The 633-nt window shown below is 72.5% G+C and carries 1 pseudogene; it reads left to right on the top strand.

Going from position 1 to position 633, the window contains the following annotated elements:
• Positions 1 to 433: pseudogene (locus HMPREF3086_RS18810) on the top strand (hypothetical protein); the annotation flags it as partial.
• Between the last annotated feature and the right edge of the window lie 200 nt (positions 434 to 633).

The following is a 633-nucleotide window of genomic DNA, read 5'->3' as shown; positions in this document are numbered from 1 at the left end:
CGGGCCGTGGTCGGACACCGGCTCCGACGTCGGCCGCGGCACCGACGCCGCGCGCGGGCCGATCCCCCAACTGCTCCCGCCGCCCGAACGGGCGCAGGGCTCGGCGGCGTTCGCGGTCGACGGCACGTTCACCGTGGTCTCTACGCCCGCGGACCCCGTCTCCGGTGACGACACCGCTTGCGACCTGCCCGTCTCCCTGTCCGACATCGGCGAGGGCACCACCATCACGCTCCTCGAGAGGTCGACGTCCTTCATCACAACCGCCCGGCTCGCCTACTCCGGCGGCGACCTGGCCTCGTGCACGTTCACGTTCGCGTTCCCCGACGTCCCCGCGGGCGGTTCCTACTACGTGGTGGAACTGCCCGGCCGCGGCCAGCTGACCTACACCGAGGACGAGCTGCGCGCGGGCGTCGACATCACCCTGGGCAGGTGAACGGCGCCGCGCGGATAGGGTGGGGATGGTGACGACGACGAGACGGGAGGTGCCCGGAACGTGAGCGACGACCCCGGACCGGAGCCTGCCGACGAGCCGTTCCACGACCACGACGTGGAGCGCCTCGTCGCGGACATCGACCTCGACCCGTTCCTCGGTCGACGACACGACCCGTTGGCCGAGCCGCTCGACGAGCCCGC

This window comes from Dietzia sp. HMSC21D01, assembly GCF_001815995.1.
Lineage (GTDB): Bacteria > Actinomycetota > Actinomycetes > Mycobacteriales > Mycobacteriaceae > Dietzia > Dietzia cinnamea.
This window is presented reverse-complemented; position numbering and strand designations above follow the sequence as displayed.